The 18,266-nt window shown below is 65.7% G+C and carries 15 protein-coding genes; 7 read left to right on the top strand and 8 right to left on the bottom strand.

All coding sequences use genetic code 11. The features are described 5' to 3' along the window. Window positions 1–18: 18 nt before the first annotated feature. The 8 genes from neuB to NFI08_RS14980 form a co-directional block, all read right to left on the bottom strand. A complete protein-coding gene (gene neuB / locus NFI08_RS15015) occupies window positions 19–1,083 on the bottom strand; it encodes an N-acetylneuraminate synthase (protein WP_253028628.1) in 1,065 nt (354 codons plus the stop codon). A gap of 147 nt (window positions 1,084–1,230) precedes the next feature. Then, window positions 1,231–1,854, bottom strand: a complete 624-nt coding sequence (locus NFI08_RS15010) for a NeuD/PglB/VioB family sugar acetyltransferase (RefSeq protein ID WP_045993983.1) — start codon at window positions 1,852–1,854, stop codon at window positions 1,231–1,233. A gap of 122 nt (window positions 1,855–1,976) precedes the next feature. Then, on the bottom strand, window positions 1,977–3,794 hold the full coding sequence (locus NFI08_RS15005; protein WP_045993982.1) for an ABC transporter ATP-binding protein: 1,818 nt from the start codon (window positions 3,792–3,794) through the stop codon (window positions 1,977–1,979). 32 nt (window positions 3,795–3,826) lie between these two features. After that, window positions 3,827–6,091, bottom strand: a complete 2,265-nt coding sequence (locus NFI08_RS15000; protein WP_124803738.1) for a polysaccharide biosynthesis tyrosine autokinase — start codon at window positions 6,089–6,091, stop codon at window positions 3,827–3,829. A 43-nt stretch (window positions 6,092–6,134) separates the two neighbouring features. Further along, window positions 6,135–6,575 (bottom strand): low molecular weight protein-tyrosine-phosphatase, encoded by a 441-nt coding sequence (locus NFI08_RS14995; RefSeq protein ID WP_045993980.1) that lies wholly within the window; start codon window positions 6,573–6,575, stop codon window positions 6,135–6,137. A gap of 3 nt (window positions 6,576–6,578) precedes the next feature. Beyond that, window positions 6,579–7,751, bottom strand: a complete 1,173-nt coding sequence (locus tag NFI08_RS14990) for a polysaccharide export protein (RefSeq protein WP_052704453.1) — start codon at window positions 7,749–7,751, stop codon at window positions 6,579–6,581. A gap of 25 nt (window positions 7,752–7,776) precedes the next feature. After that, the gene (locus tag NFI08_RS14985; protein ID WP_349590366.1) at window positions 7,777–7,959 is read right to left on the bottom strand and encodes a hypothetical protein; all 183 of its coding nucleotides are present in this window, start codon (window positions 7,957–7,959) and stop codon (window positions 7,777–7,779) included. Window positions 7,960–8,547: 588 nt separating this feature from the next. Then, a complete protein-coding gene (locus tag NFI08_RS14980; protein ID WP_045993978.1) occupies window positions 8,548–9,792 on the bottom strand; it encodes a DUF2333 family protein in 1,245 nt (414 codons plus the stop codon). Window positions 9,793–10,009: 217 nt separating this feature from the next. Between NFI08_RS14980 and dsbD the strand changes: the two genes are divergently transcribed. The 7 genes from dsbD to purH all read left to right on the top strand — a co-directional run bounded on the left by dsbD (window position 10,010) and on the right by purH (window position 18,172). Beyond that, entirely contained in the window at window positions 10,010–11,929 is a 1,920-nt protein-coding gene (dsbD, locus tag NFI08_RS14975; protein ID WP_045993977.1) for a protein-disulfide reductase DsbD, read from the top strand. Window positions 11,930–12,109: 180 nt separating this feature from the next. Further along, on the top strand, window positions 12,110–12,580 hold the full coding sequence (gene accB / locus NFI08_RS14970) for an acetyl-CoA carboxylase biotin carboxyl carrier protein (RefSeq protein ID WP_045993976.1): 471 nt from the start codon (window positions 12,110–12,112) through the stop codon (window positions 12,578–12,580). Window positions 12,581–12,626: 46 nt separating this feature from the next. Next, window positions 12,627–13,967, top strand: coding sequence for an acetyl-CoA carboxylase biotin carboxylase subunit (gene accC / locus NFI08_RS14965; protein ID WP_349590361.1), 1,341 nt, complete (start codon window positions 12,627–12,629; stop codon window positions 13,965–13,967). A gap of 86 nt (window positions 13,968–14,053) precedes the next feature. Further along, on the top strand, window positions 14,054–14,971 hold the full coding sequence (gene prmA, locus NFI08_RS14960; RefSeq protein WP_045993974.1) for a 50S ribosomal protein L11 methyltransferase: 918 nt from the start codon (window positions 14,054–14,056) through the stop codon (window positions 14,969–14,971). Between the two features lie 145 nt (window positions 14,972–15,116). After that, on the top strand, window positions 15,117–16,184 hold the full coding sequence (gene dusB, locus NFI08_RS14955) for a tRNA dihydrouridine synthase DusB (RefSeq protein ID WP_083970531.1): 1,068 nt from the start codon (window positions 15,117–15,119) through the stop codon (window positions 16,182–16,184). Continuing rightward, window positions 16,181–16,513 carry a DNA-binding transcriptional regulator Fis gene (gene fis / locus NFI08_RS14950; RefSeq protein ID WP_045993973.1) on the top strand — a complete coding sequence of 111 codons (333 nt, stop codon included), beginning with the start codon at window positions 16,181–16,183 and terminating at the stop codon, window positions 16,511–16,513. Before dusB ends, fis begins: the two co-directional genes overlap by 4 nt. Window positions 16,514–16,591: 78 nt before the next feature. Then, window positions 16,592–18,172, top strand: coding sequence for a bifunctional phosphoribosylaminoimidazolecarboxamide formyltransferase/IMP cyclohydrolase (gene purH / locus NFI08_RS14945; RefSeq protein ID WP_045993972.1), 1,581 nt, complete (start codon window positions 16,592–16,594; stop codon window positions 18,170–18,172). Window positions 18,173–18,266: the final 94 nt, after the last annotated feature.

Raw genomic sequence — 18,266 nt, 5'->3', positions numbered from 1 at the left:
CCCCTCATGCCCAGGCCATCATGTCAGATCCGCCCAGTCCAGCAGGGCGTCGCGACCGATACGGCGTCTGGCCACCCGACCGATCAACTGAGGCAGGGCGGCGGCCGGCAGACCGCTGCCAGGCCGCTTGAGCAGCAAATCGGCGTGCGCCAGCACCTCGCCGGCGTCGATGTCACGCCCGGCCACCACGCTGCGACGCACCAGTTCCCGCTGGGGCTGCTCACAGGGCGCCGGGCGCTTGCGACCATCGCCGAGGGCCTGCTCGATACGACGAATGGCGGTCACCATCGCCAGGAAGGCCTGAGGATCCAGCGAGGCAGCATGGTCCGGCCCCGCCATGGAGGTATCCAGGGTCAGGTGTTTTTCGATGACCACGGCCCCACGCGCCACCGCCGCCAGCGCGATATCGATGCCATCGCTATGATCGGAGTAGCCGACCGGGCATCCGAAGGCCTGGGCCAGGGTGTCCATGGCGGCGAGGTTGATCTGATCCACCGGCGCCGGGTATTCACTGACGCAGTGCAGTACCGTAACGTCGCCGGCTCCCGCCGCCGAAAGGGTCGCCAAGGCGGCTTCGATTTCCCCCAGGAAACTCATGCCCGTGGACAACAGCACCGGTTTGCCCTGGGCGCCGATACGTGTAAGCAGCGGCAGATTGGTCAACTCCCCGGAGGCCACCTTGAAGCAACCGACGTCCAGCGCAGCCAGCCACTCGACGCTGTCCTCGTCGAAGGGGCTGGCCAGGAACTCGATGCCACTGTCACGGCTGTACTGGGCCAATCGCCGAAAATCGTCAAGGCCAAGCTCCAGGCGCTTGAGCATGGCGTACTGGGAGCCGTCCTCCGGGCAGGCCTTTCGCTGGTAGCTTGCCTGGGCGGCGTCGGCGGTCACCAGTTGCTCCGCCTTGAACCACTGAAACTTGACGGCATCGGCGCCGCACTCACGTGCCGCGTCCACCAGCGCCATGGCGGTATCCAGGCACCCATTGTGATTGACGCCGGCTTCGGCGATCACCTGTACGCCTGGTGACTCGGCGCGGCTCGATGCCACCCTCCTGGTCTCGACAACCTCAGAATGACTCATTCGTGTCCCCTGCTTGCGCCTCTTGGCAGAAGCGCCTTCCCTGTTTGCGTAGACCTGCTTTTTGCGTAGACCTGCTTTAATTATTTTTTCGCCTTCTGGCGCTTTTCGCTGTGACGTCTTGTGGTGATGCGTGTCGGCCAGGCGCATTCATTGCCGTCGTCGCGCGGGCGTCCCGAGATACACTCCAGGGCGCGTCACGTCCCCTACCACGGTGGCGCCGGCGCCGATCACCGCCCCCGCACACACTTCGACCCCCTGGATCAGGTTGGCTCCGGTGCCGATCATCACGTCCGCCCCTAGCCTGACGCCCCCACTGAGCGTGGCACCGCAGGCGACGTGGACGTTGTCACCCAACACGCAGTCATGGTCGACCACCGCCCGGGTGTTGATCAGACAGCCTCGTCCCAGACGACTGCCGGTGACCACCACGGAACCATCCAGTATCACGCTGCCGTCTCCCAGCTTCACGTCGTCATGCACCATGGCGTTGTGCGTGATCAACGGCGGAAGGTCGAATCCCTGCGCCAGGAAGGCCTCGAGCAGAGCGCGCCGCCAGGGCGCGCTGGTGACCATGCCGACCCCCAGGAAGGCGACGCCTGGCAGGCCTTCCGGCGACGCCAGTCGACAACGGTCCTGCCCCAGCCAGGGGACCGGCATGGCCGACGAGGGCTCCTGTGCCACGTAGCCGGCCACCTGCCAGCCAAGCCCGCGCAGTCCATGCAGCAGCACCCGCGCATGGCCACCGCCGCCGATCACGAAGCACTGCTTCATCGGTGCCCGCCTCCCTTCATCGATGCGCGTTCGCTTTACCAGCGCTCCGTCCGTCACTTCGCCAGCGGTTCGTCCGTCGCTTTACCCGTGCCCTCATTTGCGCGCTTTACCGGAGTCCCGTCTCAGGCGCTCTGCGCCATTCGCTTGAACACCTCGTTGCGCGACATCAGCTCCCGGTAGCTGCCCTGATCCACCAGGCGTCCACGCTCCATCATGTAGATGCACTCGCAGGCCATGACGGTGGTCAGTCGATGGGCGACCAGCACGATGGTCTTGCGACCGGCGAAGTCGTGGATCGCATCCATGATCAGCCGCTCGGTGATGCCGTCCAGGGCACTGGTCGCCTCATCCAGCACCAGCACCTCGGCCTCGTGATAGAGCGCCCGAGCGATGCCGATGCGCTGGCGCTGTCCCCCGGAGAGCTGGACACCGCGCTCGCCGACCAGGGTCTCGATGCCCTGAGGCAGCTCGGCCACGAACTCGGCCAGGTGGGCGAGCCGAAGCGCCCTTTCGACGCGGTCGTCGTCGATGCACTCGGGGGCCAGACCGAAGGCCACGTTGTCGCGAATGCTGCCATCGCATAGATAGAGCTGTTGGGAGACGAAACCCAGCGCGTCCTGCCACTGGCGACGATTGGCCTCATCGATGACCTTTCCGTCCACGCTGATGCGCCCTCGCTGTGGCTGCATCAGTCCCAGCAATAGATCGATCAGGGTGGACTTGCCGGAACCGGAGGCGCCGACCAGGCCAATCACGCTATTGGCCGGTATCACCAGGCTGACGTCGTCCACCGCGGGAGAGCGTGCGCCGGGATAGCGAAAGCTGACCCCCTCGAGGCGAATCTCGCGCCGGGCCTTGAAGGCTGAGCCGCCCTGGGCCGGGTCACCGCCATGCTCAAGGGCGCATGCCTGGTCATGGGCATGGCTGGCCCGCAGGTCATTGCGAATTTCCTCGAGCGCATGCAGGTTCCCGCGGATGCTCGAGACGCTGGCGTAGATATGCTGAAAAGCCGGCAGCAGCTTGAAACCCGCCAGGGCATACACCGCCAGTACCGGCAGCATCGACGCCATCTCGCCCTGGTGGGTCTTGAGCAGGTAGAACAACAGCAGGATCACCGAGGCGAAGGCCACCACCTCCATCGCATAGCGCGGCGCCTGCTTGAGCGCCTGATTGGTGCCCTGGGCCCGGGCAAAGCGTCGACTGGCCCGGTCGAAACGCTCGGTCAGCTGGGTCTGACGCCCCAGCAGCAACAGATCCTTGATCCCTCCGAATCCCTCGGCCATCAGCCGAAAGCGCTGGCCCTGGGCCGCCGACAGCGCCTCGCCGTTGCTCATCAGGCGACGCCGGGCGGTGTGATAGAGCAGCAGGTAGGCCAGTGAGAACAACGCCATGGCGCACAGCGCCACCGCGGGGTTGTAGATCAGGATGGCCAGCGACATGAACAGCGCCAGCACCACCTTGGCATTCATCTGCATCAACGGATCGATGACGCCCAGCATGACTCGCTGGCACTCCTGAGCGATCTGCTTGGTCAGATAGCTGCTGCTGCCTCCGGCGTGGAACAGCCAGTCCTTGTGCATGTAGTGGGCGAACAGTCGGGAACCCAGCTCCGCCCCGACGGTGGCGCCGTAGACCGCCAGCCGCCACACCGTCACCATCGACACCACCGCGGCGACCGACAACGCGCCCAGCACCCCCAGCCCAAGCCATAGAAGAAAGCGCTCCGGCGAGTCGGCACCGCTGGCCCGATAGAGCTCGCCCATCACGCCGTCCCCGCCAAGACGCTCCAGATCGCCCACTACCGCCATGAAGGGCGCGATGGAGGCGACGCTGAGCAGCTCGCACAGCGCCATCGCCACCACCAGCACCTGCAGCCGCAGCAGTTGCCGGCGCTGGTGGTGAGTCAGCAGGCCGTAGAGTTCGCGCAGATCAGTCAGCATCTCACCGTCCCTGGTTGTCGCCGCTGCCGTACTTACTGGTAGGCATAGACATAGTGACCATAGCCGTAACCATGCCTGGCGCTGGGGTCCATGGCGTTGAGGATGCAGCCCTTGACCCTGACGTTGGAGGTCTCCAGGCGCCTGAGCGCCACCCTGACCTCCTTGACCGGGTTGAGCTTGAAGCGCGTCACCAGCAGGCTGGTGCCCACCCGGTTACCGACGATGGCGGCGTCGGTCACCGCCAGCACAGGCGGGGTATCGACGATCACCAGATCGTAGTCGCGACTGAACTGCTCCATCAGCGTGGTGAAACGCTCGCGCATCAGCAGTTCCGAAGGATTGGGCGGGCATGCGCCTCGCGACAGATAGTCGAGGCCTTCCACCTCGGTCTGGCGGATGACCTCGGCCACCTCGCTCTTGTCCGACAACAGGTCCGACAGGCCACTTTCGGCCTTGGCGCCGAAGGCGCTGTGCAGGTGTCCCTTGCGCATGTCGGCGTCGATGACCAGGACCCGTTGACCGGCCTGGGCACAGATCACGCCCAGATTCAGCGAGATGAAGCTCTTGCCGATCTCGGGGCTGGGGCCGGTGATCATCAGGCAGTTGTTGGGCGCTTCCATCATCGCGAAGTGCAGACTGGTGCGCAGGCCACGCAACGCCTCGATGGCCATGTCGGTCGGTTGAGTCAGGGCCAGCAGGCCCTTGATCACCGGCTGACTGCGCCGGTCGCTGCGATACTTGACCCGCTTGACCAGGCGCTGCTGAAACTCGGAAAGCGGCACCGTGGCGTACACCGGCAGCCCCAGGTCCTCGAGCTGGTCCGGGCTCTCGATGCCGCGATTGAGCATGCCACGCACCAGTACCACCGCCACCGCCAGAAAGGCACCGATAACGGTGGCCAGGGCCATCATCAGGCCGGCGTTGGGTGCCACCGGATCGTCATCCACGTACGCATCGTCGATGACCCGCACATTGCCGATGGTGCCGGCCTTGGCGACCGCCACCTCTTGCGCACGATTAAGCACATTGACATAGATCGCCTGGGTCACCTCCACGTCCCGGGTCAGGCGCACGATTTCCTGCTGGGACTCGGGCATCTCGCTGACACGCTCCTCCAGTCGGGCCTTCTCCTGGTTGAGGATGCCGCGCTGGCGCATCAACGCCTGATAGGTGGGGTGATTGCGGGTGAACCTCTGGACCAGTTCGGCTTCCTGGAAATCCAGGGTGTTGAGCTGTTCCTCCACCGAGATCAACTGCTCGACCACCGAGGCCGCCTCGGAGTCCAGGTCGATACTGTCCACCTCGACGCGATAGGCATTGAGCCGATCTTCCGCCGATGACAGCGAGGCCTTCAATGCCACCGCCTGCTCATCGAGAAAGGCCAGGCTCTGGTCGGCCTGGGCCGACTGCCGCTCGACATTCTGCATCAGGAAGGTTTCCGCCAGGACATCCAGCGACTCGCGCACCCGATCGATGTCGGTGCCGGTCAGGGTCAGGCGCAACATGCCGGTGCTGGCGCTCGAGCCGCTGCCCTGCTCGGTGACCGTCAAGCGAGCCAGCAGCGAATCGATGGCCGACACCTGGGGGCGCTTGGACAGGCTGAACTCTGCACCTGGCGCTGCGGTCATCTCGCGAACGCTCAACACCACATCGCCTCCGTCGAATCTTGCGGTATCGCCGACACGACCGACACCCAACAGATCACCGTCAGGACCAAATAGCTGATAGCCGGCATCGCGGCCTGCCACCAGGCGGAAGGCCGCGCCGCGATAGGAGTCAGCGACCTCGAGGCGCGCCAGTTGCAGCGACTCCCCTGCCCACACCAGATGGCTCAGATCCCATGCCTCGGGCATCAACCGCTCGAGCCATCCAAGCGGAGCAGTCATCCAGCCCAGCTCAGCCAGGTCCTCTCGGGTCACCCCTTCACGCACCAGATAGTCACCGACCAGCGGCAGACGGCGTGGCGACACCTGGGTGTCGAGGGCGAGGCGGTCAACCACCCGCCCCAGCACCATGCGAGACCGCAGTATCTGCACCTCTGCCGAGGTGTTCTCCTCTTCTCCCATCACCGTGGCCAGGTCCCCCAGCGGACTGACCGAGGCCCGACGCTCCACGTGCACCAGGGCGTCGCCCTCGTAGATGGGTGGCTTGAGCAAGGCGGACACATAACCTGCCGCTCCGAACAGCAGGGTGACGGCGAGGATCCACCACTTGTGCCGGAGCAATAGCCCCAGGATGCGCCCGAGGTCGATATCCTCGCGGCCGGGAGCGGAAGGCAAGCGTGACATTTGGGTCATGACGGCAGGTCCTGTCGGTGGCCTCGAGCGCGGCGATACGAGGTCATGGCGCGAGCCTTCGGTGCCAGGCGTCGGCGGCATCGGAAAGCATCACGAATACCTGACGGTGTGCGTCCAGGCTCTTGCGGTAGGGGTCGGGGATATCGATCCCGTCGAGCCAGTGGGCAAACAGCAGGGTCTTGCCGGTGGCAAAGGGCGCAAGTTCGCTGACCGCCTGGCGCTGGGACGCACTCATCACCAGCACCAGATCGTGATTGGCGATCATCTCGGGCGTTGCCACCCGAGCGCGGTGGGCGCTCAACTCGAGCCCGGCTTCCCTGGCCAGCGCTTGCACCTCTGCGGGCGCGGCTTCACCTTCGCGCACCGCAGAAAGCCCGGCAGACTGAATCTCCATGGCGGGCAGCCGCCTCTGCAGCAGCGCCGCACCGAGCGGACTACGACACAGGTTCGCTCGACACAGCACCAGCGCACTGGCAAAACGCACCGATCAGATCTCGCCGATGCGGGTAGTGGTGTCGGCGATGGTGCCGGGCAGCAGTGCCGACGGCAGCAGCAGACTGATCACGTTGTTCCAGCGTGCCAGCGGGGCCGCCGTCACGTAGACCACGTCCTGGGGCTGCAGCGGGAAGTGGGTGCCCATGGTCAGCGAGGTGGCGTTGCTGATATCAAGCTGATAGACGGTGGCAAGCTTGGCATCGCCCGGCGGCTTGGGACGAATCACGAAGATCCCCGACGGTTCGGCGGTGGTCTCGATGACGCCGCCGGCTCGCGCCAGGGCGGTGGTCAGGGTGATACGTTCGTTGCCCAGCACCAGATTGCCGGGATTCCTGACCTGCCCCAGCACCGCGACGTTCTCGGACTCCAGGGTCGGGATATGCACCACGTCGCCATCGCGCAGCAGGCGGTTCTGGGTCTGGTCACCATGGCGCATCAGCGCGTACAGCGACAGCACCTCCCTGGTGCCATCACGATTGAGTACCACCTCGTGCCAGTTGGCCGTCTCCGATGGCCCCCCGGCCTGGCTGACCGCATCGACCAGGGTCAGCGGGACCGTGGTGATCGGCTGGGCGCCGGGGGTGGCAACCGCTCCACTGACGTAGATCTTCTTGGAATGGTAGGCGGCGACGTTGACGTCCACCTGGGGCTCGGTGATGTAGTTCGACAACATGCCGGTGAGGGTTCGGCGTATCTGGTCCACCGTCCGCCCGGCCACTCGGAAACGTCCGACATAGGGGAAATAGATGCGACCATCGGGCTGTACCGTCTTGCCGGTCTCTTCGGGGCTGCGCTCGGCGCCCCCCGGGATGGTCAGCTCGGGGTGGTCATAGACGGTGATGTTGAGCACATCACCCGGCCCGACACGGTACTCGTAGTCCGTCAACTGGGCCTTGAGGTAGGAAGGCATGGTGCTGGCGATATCGCCGGTGACGTTCTGGCGGAAGTTCGCCACCAATGCCGGGGTGATGGCCTGGATGTCGACCAGATGATCGATGTCCGGCGCCTCGGTCTCGTAGTCGATATGCCCGCCAGGGGCATAGGCACAACCACTCACGGTCAGCGCAAGCAGCACTGCGAAGACGGCACCCGCCAGCCAGCCGGGCGATCGTTGCGACTCGTCCACGACCCTTGTCCACTGGTGTGCCTGATTCACCTTATCCATATCGTCCCCCTGAGCGTGTGACACGCTACCGCCCCAGGGTGATATCGATGGCATATCCCTGAAGCCCTGCGCGTAGACAGATGGTTATTGTCACCGTCGAGGCTGCGTCTTCTGCGAGACGATCGACCACCGACAGCCCGCAGCACCCGTCGACGCTCGAAGACTCGATGGCCGCCAGGTACTGCGATTTATGCCAGTACGATTGCATAGCCGCGCCGTCCTGGCAGTCCGAAATTCCTGGCGTACACAGGCTGACAAACCCCATATCGGTATCCCGGAAGCATGAGAGCGACTGTTTCCGCTTGTAATTGCGTGTTCCTTGAGGACACGTCGGGGGCGCCAGCGGACAGTTACCGTGGAGAAAGTGTTTCTTTAGCCAAATCATAAGGTTGGAAATGTGCGAAAAAAGCACTGAGAAACCAGGATCGAGAATGTGGGCAAAGAGCGCGACCATGGGCCCTTCGCAGACGCACCATTGCAGTGCGACAGATCACTGATTCCTGATACGACGAGGTGATCGCTGCAGCAACCTCGGTTCATGCGCCGAGATGACGCATCTAGTCATTGGCGACATGGCGCGTCAGCCAGGGGGACGCCAGGCCTCCAATTACCAAAGCGCGGAGCGGCAAAAAGTATCCGGGCGAACGAAGCAAACTGAGAAAAAAATGCCCCCGGCAACGAGGGCATGGTAGCTTGCGAAAATTCAGGCAAGGACGAGGGAGAAAATCGGCAACCGGTCTCTCTCACCCCGTCATTGGGCCCCGTTCACGGCTCGGGGCTCTTGACTCGGCTCTTGCTACTCGGCGCTTTGCTCGCCAGGCTGCTGCTGGTTGGATCCTTGCTCGCCGCTATTGGCGTCGGCGTCCTGCTCGTCACTATTGGCTTCAGCGCCCTGCTCGTCGCTGTGCTGGTCACTCTGCTCGTCGCTCTGCTGGCCATCCTGCTCATCACTCTTCTCATCACTCTGCTCAACGCCGGCTGACTCCGCCGCCTCCTCATCGTCGGTGCTACGGGTCACCTCGGTCACCGGTGGCGTCGCGGCTTCCGGGGCCGCTTCGGCGCCACCCAGGCCATCGATCAGGGACGCCAGGGCGCCGTCGAGCCGGCTCAGATGATGGGCCATGGTCAGCGGATAGTTGGCGAAGATGCCGAGGCCACTGCCGCGCAGCACCACCGGGCTCCAGAACTGACGTTGCATACGCTCGATCTCGGCCAGCGCACGGGCGTAGCTGTCGCCGAGGCCCGCGCTTGCGATCAGATCCGCCTGGTCACGCTCGAGCGCCTCGAGCAGGTGTCCCAGCGCCCAGGTCTGACCGCGGGTCTCGTGGAACACGTTGTCGACGCGGTACCAGGGCACTCGACTGTCCTGTGCCACTTCGATACCCAGTTCCTTCAAGCGCTCGCTGTCGCTGACCGTGGATGACAGCCGCTCCCGCAACGAGGCCAACTGCTGGCGCACCGCGTCCAGATAGAGCGCCAGGCCCTGGCCCTGATCGACGAAGGACGCGCCGACCCCATCGTCGAAACGCGCCAGATAGGCGCGGGCCGAGTTCCCCGCCTGGGCCAGGTGATCCTCCATGGACGGGGCCAGCCAATCGTCGGCGTCCTGTTCGAGGGCAGCGATCAGAGTATTCACCGACTCACCGGCGCCGGGGTCGAAGTCCGCCAGGCTGGCGGCCATCAGCCTCGCCTGAACCAGCACACCAGTTTCCCAGGACGGCATATTGTCGAGCAGCAGTCCCGGCGGCATCAGGTCATTTCGCAGGTACCCGCCGGGCTTGTCCTGCAAGGTATCGATCAGGGTGGCCAGGGTCGCGACCGTAACGGTGCCTCTGGCCGCCGGCGCCGCGGAGATGCGCTGCTCCTGGGTGGCAGTCTCCACGTCGAAGCGCGACGGCGCCAGGCTCCACCAGATCCCCAGCCCCACCGCCACCATCACGGCAAGCACCAGCAGCACGGCGAGCGGTTTCCAGATCCATCCGTACTGCGGGTTCTCGAGCTCCTGACGACGCCTTTCGGCGCGCTGTCGACGACTGCTCATTTCGCTCTCCTTGTCGTTCATCAAAGGCCGGCCAGCCCTGCCTCCAATGAGGGAAAGCGCCGGCGCCAGTGGTAGAATACGCTTGCATCTGATCATAGCGCAGGGTCCGCGGGAACCCCGCCCCGCTTCCACGGTCACACAGTGGGGTCTGACACGGCAGGCGAATCCCGCCACGCCTTGCCCCGTCTTCCACACCCATCGTCAACAAGGATTCGACGTGTTCTTCGCCACACGCCTCTTGCTGTTCGTCTGTCTGCTGCTGTCCCCCTGGGTGGCCCAGGCCCAGTTCTTTTCCTCGTCGTCGAGCAGCGCCGAGTTTCTGCCGGTGAACGAGGCCTTTACCGCCAGCGCCTGGCACGACGGCGATCGGCTCTATATCGGCATGCAGAATGCCGACGGCTACTATCTCTATCGTCACCGCTTCTCGTTGGAACTGCCAGGCGAACCGGACGCCCTGGGTGAGCTGTCGCTACCGCCCGGGGAGGCCAAGACCGACGAATTTCTCGGCGACGTCAACGTCTTCTACGATCAGGTGGTGTTCAGTGCCCCGCTGGCCGACACCCGTCAGGGGCCACTGGACATCGCCCTGACGTTCCAGGGCTGCGCCGACGCCGGTCTGTGCTACCCCCCGGAACGCCTTGAGCTGGCCGCCGCCCAGAGTGAGCCCCCCGCCGCCTTTGCCGACGCTCTGGAGGACGGCCAGACGGCCAACGACAACACAGCCCAGGCTACCGCAGCGGACCTCGCCGGACAGCCGCCCACGAGCCAGCAAGCGGGCAGCCTCCCTACCGCCTCTGTCGATGCAGCTCCGCTCAGCGAAGACGGCCGCTTCCGCGCCCTGATGCAGGACGCCAGCCTGCCGTTGATGCTCGGACTGTTCTTTGTGGCCGGCCTCGGGCTGACCTTTACCCCCTGCGTGCTGCCGATGATTCCGATCCTGTCGTCGATCATCGTCGGTCAGAACCCCAGCCGCCCCCGCGCCTTTGCGCTCTCGGCAAGCTACGTCGCCGGCATGGCCGCCACCTACGCCCTGGTCGGCGTGCTGATGGGGCTGTTCGGCGCGGGGCTGAACCTTCAGGCGCGCCTGCAGTCGGCCCCGGTACTGATCGTGTTCGCCGCCCTCTTCACCCTGTTCGCACTGGCCATGTTCGGGGTCTTCAATCTACGCCTGTCCTCGGGGCTTGGCTCACGCATCGATGCCTGGCAGGCACGCGCCCAGCGCAGCGGCCCCCTGGGTCTGGCGCTGGCCGGCGCGCTGTCGGTGCTGGTGGTCTCGCCCTGCGTGTCGGCACCGCTGGCCGGCGCCCTGGTATTCATTTCCTCCACCGGTGACGCCGTCATCGGTGGCGCGGCGCTGCTGGCCCTGGCGCTGGGCATGGGCGTCCCGCTGTTGCTGGTCGGCGGCTTCGGCACCACCCTGCTGCCGCGCTCGGGCACCTGGATGAACGGGGTCAAGATCGCCTTCGGTGTGCTGCTGCTGGGCGTCGCAGTCTGGCTGATCGAGCGTTTGATCCCGGCCCCGCTCACCCTGCTCTTGTGGGCGGGTCTGGCCATCGGCACGGCGCTGGCCCTCGGCGCCCTCGATCTGGCGAGTACGCCGGGCTGGCCGCGGGTCCGCCAGGGCGCCGGTATCGTGCTGCTGGTGTGGGGCATCGCGCTGGTCATCGGCGCCGCCCGTGGCGGTGGCGATCCCCTTCGCCCCCTGGCCGCCGGCCCCATGAGCGCGACGAGCAGCTCTATCGAGGCGGCCCATCCCGATCGCATCGTCGAGAGCCTGGGCCAGCTTCAGGCGGCCCTGGCCGAGTCCACGACCCCCGCCTTCGTCAACGTCACCGCCGAATGGTGCATTTCCTGCAAGGTGATGGAGCGCGAGGTGTTTCCCGACCCCCGGGTACGCGAGGCCCTCGCCGGCTTCCGCTGGATCGACGTCGATGTGACCGACACCAACGCCGTGAGTCGTGAGGTGCTCGACCATCTGGGTCTGTTCGGCCCACCGAGTCTTCTGTTCTTCGACGGGGACCAGGAGCTTCGTCAGGCACGTATCCAGGGCGAACTCGATGCCGCTGCCCTGGCCGGCCATATCGCCGCAGTCAGCCGCGCCCTCGACGGCGCCCAGGCGGCTACCACCAGCGGGTGAAGGTGACAGCGAACAGCGTTCGGCCTCGCTGGACAACCTTCGCAATTTTCGGCAAACTCCGCACTACTCTGAATTCTGACACGATAGAGACGCCAAGAGCCGCCATCTTGCCGCGATCTCTAACGACTTGGACCGGGTTTACAGCGCCCGGTAGACACTTCACACGATCGAGACAACGTCATGGATATTCGTAAGGTCAAGAAGCTGATTGAACTGCTGGAAGAGTCCAACATCAGCGAAATCGAGATCCAGGAAGGTGAAGAATCGGTCCGCATCAGCCGTCATCCGCAGGGTGGCAGCTGGCAGCCGGCACCCGCCGCCCAACCCTGGGGCGCACCCGCTGCACCGGCGGCCGCACCTGCCCAGGCCCCGGCCGAAGCTCCCGCACCCAGCGCCGACAGCGGCCCGAGCTACCAGGGCCAGGCCGTGGTCTCGCCGATGGTCGGCACCTTCTACCGCTCCCCGGCACCCGGCGCCAAGCCTTTCGTGGAAGTCGGCGCCAGCGTGCGCAAGGGTGACACCATCTGCATCGTCGAAGCGATGAAGATGATGAACCAGATCGAAGCCGATCGTGACGGCGTGATCGAGGCCTTCATGGTCGAGGACGGCGAGCCCGTCGAGTTCGACCAGCCCCTGGTTGTCATCTCCTGAGAAGACTTGCGTCTTCCCTGATCATTCACTTTCGGCGGACACCACCATGTTGGACAAGGTTCTTATCGCCAACCGCGGCGAGATCGCTCTTCGCATCCTGCGGGCCTGCAAGGAGCTCGGGATCAAGACGGTTGCGGTCCACTCCAAGGCCGACCGCGAACTGATGCACGTGCGGCTCGCCGATGAGGCGGTGTGCATCGGCCCCGCTTCCTCGGCCCAGTCCTACCTCAATATCCCCTCGCTGATCAGCGCGGCCGAGGTGACCGACGCCAGCGCCATCCACCCCGGCTACGGCTTCCTCTCCGAGAATGCCGACTTTGCCGAGCAGGTCGAGCGCTCCGGCTTCACCTTCATCGGCCCGCGCGCCGAGACCATTCGCCTGATGGGCGACAAGGTCAGCGCCATCGAAGCGATGAAGAAGGCCGGCGTGCCCACGGTGCCAGGCTCCGACGGGCCGCTGGGCGACGATGAAGGCGAGCTGCTGGCCACCGCCCGGCGCATCGGCTACCCGGTGATCATCAAGGCCGCCGCCGGCGGCGGCGGACGTGGCATGCGCGTGGTGCACACCGAAGCCCACCTGATCTCCGCGGTCACCGTGACCCGTACCGAGGCCCACTCGGCCTTCGGCGACGGCACCGTGTACATGGAGAAGTTCCTCGAGAAGCCGCGTCACGTCGAGGTTCAGGTGCTGGCCGACGGCCAGGGCAATACCATCCACCTGTATGACCGCGACTGCTCGCTGCAGCGCCGCCACCAGAAGGTGCTGGAAGAAGCACCCGCGCCGGGCCTGGATCCGGACGCCCGCGCCAAGGTGCTGGAAGCCTGTCGCGAAGCCTGCGTGGAAATCGGCTATCGCGGCGCCGGCACCTTCGAGTTCCTCTACGAGGACGGTGAGTTCTTCTTCATCGAGATGAACACCCGCGTCCAGGTGGAGCACCCGGTCACCGAGATGGTCACCGGCGTGGATATCGTGCGCGAGCAGCTGCGCATCGCTTCCGGCCTGCCGCTGTCGATCCGCCAGGAAGATGTCGAGCTCAACGGCCACGCCTTCGAGTGCCGCATCAACGCCGAGGATCCTCGCACCTTCATGCCTTCTCCGGGCAAGGTCACGCTGTACCATCCTCCGGGTGGTCTCGGCGTGCGCATGGACTCCCACCTGTACACCGGCTACACGGTGCCGCCCCACTACGACTCGCTGATCGGCAAGCTGATCACCTGGGGCGCCGACCGCGAGACCTCGCTGACGCGCATGCGCAACGCCCTGGACGAGCTGCTGGTGGAAGGCATCAAGACCAACACCGACCTGCACAAGGACCTGGTGCGCGACGGCTACTTCCAGCAGGGTGGCGTCAATATTCACTACCTCGAGAAGAAGCTCGCGCAGTAGCACGGCGGCTTTGCACCAAGAGCGTGACAACGGGGCGGCCCAGGCCGCCCCGTTGACGTTGCACCAGACCGAAGAGGAATACCGCCATGCCCTGGCTTCAACTCAAGGCCGAGGTCCCACCACAGCAGGCGGAACTGCTGGAGGAACTGCTGCTGGCCGAAGGCGCCACCGCGATCACCCTGCAGGACGCCCACGACGATCCGGTGTTCGAGCCGGACCGGGGCACCACCCCACTGTGGGACCAGACCATTCTCACCGGTCTCTACGATGACCTCGACGGCCTGGCGGACATGCTCGAGCGGCTGTCCGCCGCCTGGGCCGAATCCCTGCCCGGCGAGCCCTGCCCGGTCATCGAGCACGAGCTTATCGATGACCGCGACTGGGAGCGCGAGTGGATGGACAGCTTCGAGCCCCTGCGCATGGGTCAGCGACTGTGGATCGTGCCGAGCTGGCACCAGCCGCCCGAGGATGACGCGGTCAATCTGCATCTGGACCCGGGCCTGGCCTTCGGTACCGGCACCCATCCCACCACCGCGCTGTGTCTCGAGTGGCTCGATGGGCTGGCGCTCGACGGCGAACTCGACGGCATCGAACTGCTCGACGTCGGCTGTGGCTCCGGCATCCTTGCCATCGCCGCACTCAAGCTCGGCGCCGCCCGAGCCATCGGCACCGACATCGACCCGCAGGCGCTCAGCGCCAGTCGTGACAACGCCGAGCGCAACGCCATCGACGAGTCGCGCCTGACGTTGCGCTACCCGGAGCAGATGGGCGAGGAGCGCTTCGCCCTGGTGGTGGCCAATATCCTGGCCGGCCCGCTGGTGGAACTGGCCCCGACCATCGCCGGCCATGTCGCCGACGGTGGTCGCCTGGCGCTGTCTGGCATCCTCGAGGCCCAGGCCGACGAGGTGATCGACGCCTACCGCCACGAGGGACTTTTCATGGACGAGCCGGAAGTCCGCGAAGGCTGGGTGCGGCTTAGCGGTCGGCGCCCCGCCAAGGACTGAACATCGCGCCACGAGAGGCTGTCACCGGGCAGCCTTTCGCATTAAAACGTCTCGAACACGCCTTCACCAACGGTGCTTCGAGGCGTATGATATGCAGCCCGGAACGACGGCAGCTCCCATGTCAGACCACGATCCCAGATCCCCCATGGTGCAACAGCAAGATTCAGGCATCACCACCTGCATTGGCCCGCATCAGCTGGCCGGCCCGGTGATCCTTGCGCCCATGGCCGGGGTCACCGACCGCCCCTTCCGCGCGCTCTGTCGTCGCCTGGGCGCGGGACTGGTGGTGGGCGAGATGGTCACCTCCGATCCCAGCCTGTGGCACACCCGCAAGTCGCGCCTGCGCATGGACCACCGGGGCGAACCCGGCCCCAGGGCGGTGCAGATCGCCGGCGGCGACGCCGAGATGCTGGCCACCGCCGCCCGACTCAACGCCGAACAGGGCGCCGAGATCATCGACATCAACATGGGCTGCCCGGCCAAGAAGGTCTGCAACAAGGCCGCGGGCTCTGCCCTGCTGCGGGACGAGGCGCTGGTGGCGGAGATCCTCGATGCGGTGGTGGCCGCCGTCGACGTGCCGGTGACCCTGAAGATCCGCACCGGCTGGTGCGCCGAGTCCAACAACGCGGTGCGCATCGCCCGGCTGGCAGAAGATGCCGGTATCCAGGCGCTGGCCGTCCACGGCCGTCATCGCCAGCAACGCTATCAGGGCGAAGCCGAGTACGAGACCATCGCCGAGGTGGCATCAAGGGTCAGCATCCCGGTCTTTGCCAACGGCGATATCACGTCTCCCGAAAAGGCTCGGCGCGTACTCGACTATACTGGTGCGGATGCGGTGATGGTGGGTCGAGGCGCCCAGGGCAACCCCTGGATATTCCGCGAGATCAGCCACTATCTGCGCCATGGCGAAATCCTGCCGGCGCCTTCCGACGCGGAACGACGCGACGTCCTCGGCTCTCATCTCGATGCCCTGCACGCCTTCTACGGTGACCATATGGGCGTGCGCATCGCGCGCAAGCATCTGGGTTGGTACCTGTCCAGCGATCGACGCCTCGACGATGATGGCCGTCGCCAGCTCAAGGCCACCTTCAACGGCCTGACCTCGACCCAGGCCCAGCGCGACTTTATCGACGAACTCTTTCGTCACGACCCCGCCAGCGCCCCCGAGCGCGTGGCCAGGGCCGTGGCACACCATGGAACCCGTGCCGCATGACCAGCCAGCAACCCATCGACCAGTCGGTGTCCGCCTCCAAACTCGACACCTCTCAGCGTGGCCTCGACGGCCTGGCACCCTCCGCACCGCAGGCCAGTGACGAACGTCCCCTGCGCGAGGCCGTGTTCGCCGCCATGGAACGCTACTTCGACCATCTCGACGGCGGCACCGTCACCGACCTCCACGCCATGGTGATGGCCGAGGTCGAGGCGCCTCTGCTGTCGTCGGTACTCGTCTACACCAATGGCAACCAGACCCGTGCCGCAGAGATGCTCGGACTCAACCGTGGCACCCTGCGCAAGAAGCTCAAGCACTACGAACTGATCTGACCCGACTCCAAGGGAGCCCACGGCTCCCTTTTCTGCGCCAAGGCGCCCTTCGCTTCCCTTCGCAACAGAGACATCCCCATGGCCCAGCCCTCCTCTCTCGCCGTTCGTCGCGCCCTGATCAGCGTGTCGGACAAGACCGGTATCGTCGACTTCGCCCGCGCCCTCGCCGACATGGGCGTCGAATTGCTGTCCACCGGCGGCACCTACCGCCTGCTGGCCGACAACGCCATCGCCGTCACCGAGGTGTCCGAGCACACCGGGTTTCCCGAGATCATGGATGGCCGTGTCAAGACCCTGCACCCCAGGATCCACGGCGGCATCCTCGGGCGTCGCGGCCAGGACGACGAGGTCATGGCCGAGCATGACATCTCGCCCATCGACATGGTGGTGGTCAACCTCTACCCCTTTGCCGCCACCGTGGCGCGTCCTGACTGCAGCCTGGAAGACGCCATCGAGAACATCGACATCGGCGGCCCCACCATGGTGCGCGCCTGCGCCAAGAATCATGCCTACACCAGCATCGTGGTCAACGCCGACGACTACGACCGGGTGATCGCAGAGATGCGTGACAACGGCGGCGCGCTGGCCCAGGCCACCCGCTTCGACCTGGCGGTCAAGGCCTTTGAACACACCGCCGGCTACGACGGTGCCATCGCCGACTATCTTGGCCGTCGGGTCGAGGGCGCAGAGGACGGTTTCCCGCGCACCTACAACCTGCAGCTGACCAAGAAGCAGTCCATGCGTTACGGCGAGAACCCCCACCAGCAGGCGGCGTTCTACGTGGAAGAAGGCGCCAGCGAACCCAGCGTCTCCACCGCCGTCACCCTGCAGGGCAAGCCGCTGTCGTTCAACAACGTGGCCGACACCGACGCCGCGCTCGAGTGCGTCAAGAGCTTCGACGACACCGCCTGTGTCATCGTCAAGCACGCCAACCCCTGCGGCGTGGCCGTGGGCGAGAGCGCTCTTGCGGCCTACGACAAGGCCTTCGCCACCGATCCCACCAGCGCCTTTGGCGGCATCATCGCCTTCAACGTGCCGCTGGACGCCGACACCGCCCGCGCCATCATCGATCGTCAGTTCGTCGAGGTGATCATCGCCCCCGGGGTCAGCGACGAGGCCCAGGCCATCGTCGCCGAGAAGAAGAACGTGCGCCTGCTCGACGTCAGCGCCAACTGGCCCGGTCAGATGGCACCGGCCCACGACCTCAAGCGCGTCACCGGCGGTCTGCTGGTCCAGGACCGCGACCTGGGCACGGTCACCCGCGACGACCTGACAGTGGTCTCCGAGCGCGTGCCCTCGGAGCAGGAGATGCGTGACCTGGCCTTCGCCTGGAAGGTCGCCAAGTTCGTCAAGTCCAACGCCATCGTCTACGTCAAGGAAGGCCAGACCATCGGCGTCGGCGCCGGCCAGATGAGCCGTGTCTACTCGGCCCGCATCGCCGGCATCAAGGCCGCAGACGAAGGCCTCTCGGTGCCCGGCTCGGTGATGGCCAGCGACGCCTTCTTCCCCTTCCGTGACGGCATCGACGCCGCCGCCAGCGCCGGCATCACCGCGGTGATCCAGCCCGGCGGCTCCATGCGTGACCAGGAGGTCATCGACGCCGCCAACGAGGCCGGCATCGCCATGGTGTTTACCGGTATGCGCCACTTCCGCCACTGACGCGGTCGCTTGGCGGCACGGCGGGGCCCCAGGCCCCGCCGGTTCTGGCCCATCCAGGAGCCGCCCGCCAATCTACGCGCCAATCTACCCGCCA

The organism is Halomonas sp. EF61 (genome assembly GCF_040147045.1).
Classification (GTDB): domain Bacteria; phylum Pseudomonadota; class Gammaproteobacteria; order Pseudomonadales; family Halomonadaceae; genus Halomonas; species Halomonas litopenaei.
This window is presented reverse-complemented; position numbering and strand designations above follow the sequence as displayed.